The following is a 7,944-nucleotide window of genomic DNA, read 5'->3' as shown; positions in this document are numbered from 1 at the left end:
TTTCTAGGCTGTGGCCGCCCCCGGACGGGAAACACTGACGGGAAGAGTACAGACCACGCGCCGGCCGGACCGGACAGCGAATAGATGCGATACACCATCGATCACTGGAATCAGTGAGACAACGGAGCAGGACGAAAGGTAACACCATGGTTAAGCAGTCCATTTTCGGCCGCATGGCGCAGCTGGCGAAGGCAAACATCAACTCGTTGCTGGACCAGGCCGAGGATCCGCAGAAAATGCTGGACCAGATGGTCCGCGACTACACGAACAACATCGCGGAGGCCGAGTCCGCCGTGGCCCAGACCATCGGCAACCTGCGCATGCTCCAGGACGACTACAACGAGGACGTCCGCAACGCCCAGGACTGGGGCAAAAAGGCCCTCGCCGCCTCACGCAAAGCCGACGAATACCGCGCCAAGGGCGACGTCGGAGACGCGGAGAAGTTCGACAACCTGGCCAAGATTGCACTGCAGCGCCAGATGGGCTCTGAGAACGAGGCCCGGGCCGCAGAGCCGAGCATCGCATCCCAGACCGAGGTGGTGGACAAGCTCAAGCACGGGCTTGACCAGATGAAGGGCAAGCTCAACGAGCTGACCAGCAAGCGCAATGAGCTGGTGGCCCGGTCCAAGACCGTAGCGGCCCAGAGCCAGGTCCACGACGCCCTCAAGAGCATCAACATCATGGACCCCACTTCCGAGGTGGGCCGCTTCGAACAGAAGATCCGCCGCGAGGAAGCCAAGGTCCGCGGCCAGCAGGAACTCGCCGAGTCGAGCCTGGACGCCCAGTTCAACTCGCTGGAAGACCTGGGCGAGCAGACCGAGATCGAAGCCCGGCTGGCAGCGCTGAAGTCCGGCGGCTCCCCCGCCGCCATCGGCACCGGGGACCGGAGCACCGAGTCCGGTTCCACGGTCGACGAGGCCGACTTCGACAAGCTCTGACCGGCCGGCCGTTCCTGACCCAGGGCCGGACTACGGCGGGTGAGCCTGACACCTCAGGGTCGCCCGCCGGAGCCCGGCCCTTTGTTGTGCCCTTTTGCACCGCACCGCCGGCCGTGACGGCGGCCGCGCGTGTACCGTGGATCCATGTCTGCGACCCTTGTCTGGCTCCGTGACGACCTCCGGCTGGATGACAATCCGGCACTGGCGGAAGCCGCCGCCCTGCGCACACCCCTGACCGTCGTCTATATCCTGGACGAGGAGTCGCCCGGCGTCCGGCCCCTGGGCGGAGCAGTGAAGTGGTGGCTCCACCACTCCCTGGCCGGGCTCGCCGCCGCGCTGGAGGCCACCGGCTCGCGGCTGGTGCTCCGCCGCGGCCCGGCCGCCCGGATCATCCAGGACCTCGCGGTGGAGACGTCAGCCGACACCCTGCTGTGGAACCGCCGCTACGGCGGGCCAGAACGCGCCGTCGACGCCGGCCTGAAGAGCTGGGCCACTGACGCGGGCATGAACGCCACGAGCTTCCAGGCAAACCTCATGTTCGAGCCGTGGACCGTGCGGACCGGCAGCGGGGGCCCCTACAAGGTCTTCACGCCCTTCTGGAAGGCCTGCCTGGCCGGCACCGAGCCCCGGCACCCTCTGGAGGCCCCGGACCAGCTGCCGGCCCCGGCACGCACCCGCAGCGGCGGCCTGCCGGCAAGCGAAACACTCGACGTATGGGGCCTGCTCCCCCGTGATCCCGATTGGAGCTCCGGGCTGGCTGCCACCTGGACCCCCGGAGAAGCTGGCGCCTACAGCCGCCTCACGGATTTCGTGGACGGGCCGGCGGCTGAATATGGCACCGGCCGCGACGTCCCCGGCGTCGAAGGTACCAGCCGGCTCTCTCCGCATCTGCGTTTTGGCGAAATCAGCCCCTTCCGGATCTGGCACACACTGCGGGACAGCTTTGCGCCGGGAGCGCCGGCCGACGTCGGGATCTTCCGTTCCGAACTTGGCTGGCGGGAATTCTGTTGGCAGCTGCTCTATGAGAATCCGGACCTGGCGACGCGGAATTACCGGCCGGAGTTCGACCGCTTCGAGTGGCAGCCGGCGGCCGGAGCCGAGCTGGAAGCCTGGCAGCAGGGCCGCACCGGCTACCCGATGGTGGACGCGGGCATGCGCCAGCTCTGGCAGACGGGCTGGATGCACAACCGCGTGCGGATGGCGGCCGCGTCCTTCCTGGTCAAGAACCTGCTGGCCGACTGGCGGCTGGGCGAGGCCTGGTTCTGGGACACGCTGGTGGATGCCGATGCCGCGAGCAACCCGGCCAACTGGCAGTGGGTCGCGGGCTCGGGGGCCGACGCCTCGCCGTATTTCCGGATCTTCAACCCGGTTACGCAGAGCAAGAAGTTCGACGCCGCCGGGCGATATCTGCGCGGGTACATTCCCGAGCTCGCCGCGCTGGACGACAAAGCCGTCCACGAGCCCTGGAAAGCTAACGGCGCCGCCCCCGGCTACCCCGCACCCATCGTGGACCTTGCCGAGTCCCGGGCGCGCGCACTGGCGACCTATCAGCGGCTCCAGGACGGCTGACGGCCGGCTGAGCGCCCGTAAGAGGGCCCGGGCGGCGCCCCAGAGGTAGCCGCCCGCAGAGGAAACAGAAAGGCCCGGATCATCAGATCCGGGCCTTTCTGTGTACTGCTGGTGTTTCCTGGTTGCGGGGACAGGATTTGAACCTGTGACCTCTGGGTTATGAGCCCAGCGAGCTACCGAACTGCTCCACCCCGCGTCGCTTGATCAACTCTACCCTAGTTTCCGGGCCGTCCTGACCACGGCCCCAAACCTGCCCCAGTCCCGGTCCAGGGATGTCCGGCTCGCCTCCGGTCGCCGGTTGTGTCGGGTCCCGTCGCGCGGGTTCCGGGTCGCGGTCGCGGTGCCTAGTCAGTGCTTAAAGCAAAAGGTCCGGAACGCTTAAAGCAAAAGGTCCGGAACACTGTTTCCAATGTTCCGGACCTTTTCTCCAGTTGCGGGGACAGGATTTGAACCTGTGACCTCTGGGTTATGAGCCCAGCGAGCTACCGAACTGCTCCACCCCGCGTCGCAAGATCAACTCTACCTGCCGGTGAACTTGAGGCCAAATCGAGGTGGCGTGATGTGTATCTCGCCGCCCGCCGGAGCTTCCGCCCGGGCCCCGGGGCCCCGCGGCCAAAGCCGCGCAGACCGCGGCCGGCCCGTCTACACCACAGGCCGGGTTCGCCTCTCCGGAGAGGGCAAACCCGGCCTGCCGTTGGTCGCTAGCGCTGCGTTAGCTGCCCGCCGTCGCTGACGGAGTGGCCGACGGTGTGGCCGACGGCGAGGCGGTGCCCGCCGGGGCGGCCGGGGTTTCCAGCTTCGCTTCGGCCTCGAGCGCCTTCTGCAAGGCGGCGGCCAGCTTCTTCTGCTGGTCACCATAGGTCGCGAAGTCGCCCTTTGCGAGGGCGTCCTGGCCGGCCTTGATCGCGGCGTTGGCCTCGTCCAGGGCGGCCTTCAGGTCTGCCTTCGCGTCGGTGGTGCCAGGCGCTGCCGGTGTACCCCCAGGGGTGGTGGGCGTGGCCGGCGTTTGACCCTTGTTCGCCGAGTCCCCTGCCGCGGCCCCCGAATTTCCGCCGAACAGCTGGTTCAGTGCCTCGTCCAGCGTGGGCGCGAACCCGATCTTGTCGCCGAACGCCACCAGGACGCGCTGCAGCGTCGGGTAGGAGGTTTCACCGGTAGACCGCAGATACACGGGCTGGACATACGCCATGCCGCCGCCGACCGGCAAGGTCAGCAGGTTGCCGTTGAGCACCGCTGACGCACCCTGACGCAGCAGGTTCAGTGCCTGCGAAACGGTGGGGTCGGAGTTGAACTTGTTCTGTGCCTGGCCGGGGCCCGGGACCTGGGTCTCCGGCGGGATCTGCAGGAGCCTGAGCTGCCCGTAGCTGTCCGCCTTGACGCCCTTCTGGTTGCCGGCATCGGAGTCTGCGGCCAGGAAGCCGTAGAGCACGTTGCGGGCGTTGCCGTTGACTACCTGCGGGATGAACGACGAGGTCAGCTGGAACGCCGGCTTGTCCTGGTCGGGCATCTTCAGCGACATGTAGTACGGCGGCTGCTTGACCTCGTCCTTGACGGTGGGGTCGTTGGGTACGGACCAGGCGTCAATGTTGGTGTAGAAGCTGTCCGGGTTGGTCACGTGGTAGCGGCCAAGAAGTTCGCGCTGCACCTTGAACAGGTCCTCCGGGTACCGCACATGGCTCATGAGCGCACCGGACATCTCGGAATAGGGCTTCACCGACGTGGGGAAGACCTTCTGCCAGGACTTCAGTACCGGGTCCTGGTCATCCCAGGCATACAGCGTCACAGAGCCGTCATAGGCGTCCACGGTGGCCTTGACCGAGTTGCGGATGTAGTTCACCGAACTGTTCGGCAGGGCTACCGTCCGATTCGCGGCGGTCTGCGAGTCGGCCGTCGCCGCGGAGAGCTGCTCCTGCTGGGAGTACGGGAAGTACGGGCTCGTGGTGTACCCGTCCACGATCCACTTCACCCTGCCGTCGACGACGGCGGGATACGGATTGCCGTCCACGGTCAGGTAGGGCGCCACCTTTTCGACGCGGTCCCGCGGGTTGCGGTCGTAGAGGATCTGGGACTCGGCGTTCACGCCGTCGGAAAGCAGCAGGTCCGAGGACTGGAACTTGATCGCGTAGAGGATCTTGTTGAAGAAGCTGCCGACGTTCGGGCCGCCGTTGCCCGTGAAGGTGTACTGCGTTTCGCCGTCGCCTTCCTTGGCCGCCGGCCGGTCCTGCTCGCGGTGCGCGGCACCGGCCGGGGCACCCACGATCGAGTAGTCGGGCGAGTCCTGGCCGAAGTAGACGCGGGGCTGATAGGTCGAGTCGTTGCCGAGCGCGCCGTTGGACGGGATACCCGACTGCAGGAAGTCCGGTTTGCCGTCCACGGTGAACTTGTTGCCCTTGGCCGCGACGACGCCATAGCCGTGCGTGTAGACCACGTGCCGGTTCAGCCAGGACTGCTGGTTCGTCGCCAGCCCGTCCGGGTTGAGTTCACGGACGGCGATGACCGTGTCCTGGATCTTGCCGTCGATCTCGTAGCGGTCCACATTCAGGGCGCTGGGGAACTGGTAATAAGGCCGGTACTGTTCAAGCTGCGAGAACGCATCCGAGATCAGGTTCGGATCGAGCAGACGGATGTTGGCGGTGGTCTGCGCATCGGGAGCCAGCGCACCGGAGGTGGCTGCGGTGGTGGCGTTGTACCGCTTCTCCTGAACCTTGTCCAGGCCGTAGGCGGCGCGGGTCATTGCGATGTTCCGCTTGATGAATTCGTTCTCCAGCGTCTGCTCCGAGGGCCGGACCTGGAACTGCTGGATGACCCACGGGTAGACGCCGCCGGCGAGGATGGCCGTGATGATGAGCATGGCGGTGCCGATCACCGGCAGACGCCACTTGCCGATCACCGCGGCGACGATGAACAGCACGGCGACGATCGCCGCGGCCACGGCCAGGATGGCCTTGGTCGGAATGACGGCGTTCACATCCGTGTACAGCGCACCGGCCCAGCGCCCGCCGTTGTTCTGCACGGTGGAATAGCGGTCCAGCCAAAAGTTGACGCCCATCAGCACCAGGAAGGCAGCGCCCGTGACAGCCAGGTGGATCTGGGCGGCGCGGCTGGTGAAGATTCCGCGTTCCATGATCCGGATGCTGCCGTAAAGGTAGTGCGTGAGGATGCCGGCAAGGCCTGCGACCACCGTGACGCTGATGAGGAACCCCGTGACGAAGCCAAGGAACGGAAGGGTCATGAGGTAGAAGCTGATGTCCAGGCCGAACTGCGGATCGTTCTGGCCGAAGGCCTCCTGGTTGAAGAACAGGAGCACTTTCTGCCACTGGCTGGCGGCGGCGCTGCCGGCGAACAGGCCAAAGAGGATAGGAATGCCCACCATCACGACGCGCCGCACGGGTTCGAGCTGGGCCTGGTAGCGGTTCAGGTTGTCCCGGATTTCCGAGTCGGGAGCGTACACCGGCCGCGCATGGTAGGCAATCCGGATGGCGAAGAAGACGGCGGTAAACATGACGGCGAAACCTGTCATGAAGATCCCGATCCTGGCCAGGTTCTCGGTCATGAACACTTCGAAGAAGCCCAGCTGCTGGTACCAGAGGACATCCGTCCAGACATTGGCAAAGAAGATGAATCCGACCACGATCAGGGCCACGATGATGAGCGTCGGCGTCAGGGCGCCGCGTCGTGTCTGGGGTCTTCCGGGCGGGGCAGGGCTGGCGGGACGGGACAAACTCGGTACCTCATAGCTGGTCGTCTACTGCTGGTTTTTAGTTATTAGTCGCTGCTGTGACTCAGTCGGGCGGCTAAGTGCCGGTATTGCAGGGTTTGATGCATTCTAACGGCCGCCGCTGCCGTTCCGTCAGGGCCCTGCAGCAGGGTCCCCGCGGGACGGCGGCGGCCGTCATTAGTGCCACGAGTGGGGAGGGCGCTTAGTTCCGCGGTCAGTCTAGTTGCTGGAACAGACCGGAAGGCCCGATGTGTCGCCGCCTGACGCGGCCAGTTCAACCGCTTTGCGGGCCTCGGTGAGGTTCTCCACCCGGACCACCTGCAGGCCGTCGGGGATGTGGCCCAGGACGTCGTCGCAGTTGGCTGCCGGGGCCAGGAACAACGTGGCCCCGCCGGACCGCGCCCCCTGCATTTTCTGGGCGATCCCGCCGATGGGTCCCACGGCACCGTCCGGGGTGATGGTTCCGGTTCCCGCGACGTGCTTGCCGCCGGTCAGGTCGCCCGGGGTGACGGTGTCAATGATGCCAAGCGCGAACATCATGCCCGCGCTGGGGCCGCCGACTTTGTCGAGGGAGATGGTGACGTTGAACGGGAAGGTGAACTTGTACTGCAGCAAGACGCCGAGGATGAAGCGGCCCGCGCTGTTTTTGGCCGGAGTGATGGTGACAGGCACCCGGCCGCCGGCGCGTTCCACAATGACCTTGACGGGCTTGCCGTTGCCGGCGGCCAGTTCCGCCTGGACGACGCCGAGGGCCGTGATGGGCTTGTCATTGATGGAGACCAGGACGTCCCCTGCCTGCAGCAGCCCCGTCGAGGCGGAGTCGTCCGGGAGGCCGGCCACCTGCAGTTTCTGCCCGAACGGAATATTCAGTTCCTTCAGTGCCGAGGCGACGGCGTTCTCCTGGGAGGTGGTCATCGCCGTCGCGCTCTCCTGCTGGGACTGCTCCTTGGTGACGCCGGTCGGGAACAGCAGCTCCTGCGGGTAGACGGCCTTGGTCCCGTTGAGCCATGCCGAAAACGCCTCGAGGACGCTGACGGGACCGTTGGGACCGCCGTCGACATAGACCGTGGTGAGGTCCAGGCTGCCTTTGGCGGGAAACGTCTCATGGCCGCTGACGCTGATGACCGGTTTGCCGTTGTCCTGGCCGATTGTGTTGAAGGTGGGTCCGGGAGACTCGATCACGTAGGGCACCGGCAGGCTCACCGCAGTGATGCCCAGGGCAACGGCCAGCAGCCCCGAGACCAGCATGGCTGATGACCGGTTGTTGCGCTTGCGCCGCACGCCCATGCCGGCCAGCCGCGCCCTCCTGCCCCGGACAGGGCCGGCCGCTGGGTCGCTGGCGGGCTGCTCACCTTGGGTGACTGTCATTGAACGACCTCTCCGTGCCGGCACGAGGGCCGGCGGCCCCGGCAGGACAAGCCTGAAAGGACACCGCGACCACGCACCAGGGCCGCAGCCAAACCCGAGGCTGCCGCGTGCAAATATTCCAACTTCCAAGCCTACGCGCTTGGCACCCCGGACCGCTCTTTGCCTACAGCGAACGTGGCGCGGTTTCGGCAGACAGCCGCTCTTGCCGAGGGGTACCGTGAAGTTGAGAAGCAGCCACACCGACGATCGGCGGGATCATGACCTCCAACCCACTCAATCCGTCCAATGGCGACGAGGAACCCAAGGATCCCTTGGCCGAAATGCTCAAGAACCTGATGGGCGGGGCGGGCA

At 66.1% G+C, this 7,944-nt stretch carries 4 protein-coding genes and 2 tRNA genes; 2 read left to right on the top strand and 4 right to left on the bottom strand.

The window, feature by feature from the left end; all coding sequences use genetic code 11:
- Positions 1 to 146 precede the first annotated feature (146 nt).
- Positions 147 to 938 (top strand): PspA/IM30 family protein, encoded by a 792-nt coding sequence (locus LQV16_RS22050; RefSeq protein ID WP_229995992.1) that lies wholly within the window; start codon positions 147 to 149, stop codon positions 936 to 938.
- Between the two features lie 144 nt (positions 939 to 1,082).
- Positions 1,083 to 2,507 (top strand): deoxyribodipyrimidine photo-lyase, encoded by a 1,425-nt coding sequence (locus LQV16_RS22045; protein WP_229995991.1) that lies wholly within the window; start codon positions 1,083 to 1,085, stop codon positions 2,505 to 2,507.
- Positions 2,508 to 2,626: 119 nt separating this feature from the next.
- On the opposite strand, the gene LQV16_RS22040 is transcribed toward LQV16_RS22045, so the two are convergent.
- The 4 genes from LQV16_RS22040 to LQV16_RS22025 all read right to left on the bottom strand — a co-directional run bounded on the left by LQV16_RS22040 (position 2,627) and on the right by LQV16_RS22025 (position 7,593).
- A tRNA-Met gene (locus tag LQV16_RS22040) sits at positions 2,627 to 2,703 on the bottom strand.
- 235 nt (positions 2,704 to 2,938) lie between these two features.
- A tRNA-Met gene (locus LQV16_RS22035) sits at positions 2,939 to 3,012 on the bottom strand.
- 207 nt (positions 3,013 to 3,219) lie between these two features.
- Positions 3,220 to 6,228, bottom strand: a complete 3,009-nt coding sequence (locus LQV16_RS22030) for a UPF0182 family protein (protein WP_229995990.1) — start codon at positions 6,226 to 6,228, stop codon at positions 3,220 to 3,222.
- Between the two features lie 216 nt (positions 6,229 to 6,444).
- On the bottom strand, positions 6,445 to 7,593 hold the full coding sequence (locus tag LQV16_RS22025; RefSeq protein WP_229995989.1) for a S16 family serine protease: 1,149 nt from the start codon (positions 7,591 to 7,593) through the stop codon (positions 6,445 to 6,447).
- Between the last annotated feature and the right edge of the window lie 351 nt (positions 7,594 to 7,944).

The sequence above is a fragment of the Arthrobacter sp. Bi26 genome (genome assembly GCF_918697925.1).
Classification (GTDB): Bacteria; Actinomycetota; Actinomycetes; order Actinomycetales; family Micrococcaceae; genus Arthrobacter.
Note: the sequence above shows the minus strand (reverse complement) of the source record. Positions and strands in the feature narration are given on the sequence as shown.

Excerpts from the sequence above, each read along its gene's own strand:
- LQV16_RS22050 (WP_229995992.1), top strand. The coding sequence starts at position 147 with ATGGTTAAGCAGTCCATTTTCGGCCGCATGGCGCAGCTGGCGAAGGCA.
- LQV16_RS22045 (WP_229995991.1), top strand. The coding sequence starts at position 1,083 with ATGTCTGCGACCCTTGTCTGGCTCCGTGACGACCTCCGGCTGGATGAC.
- LQV16_RS22025 (WP_229995989.1), bottom strand. The coding sequence starts at position 7,593 with ATGACAGTCACCCAAGGTGAGCAGCCCGCCAGCGACCCAGCGGCCGGC.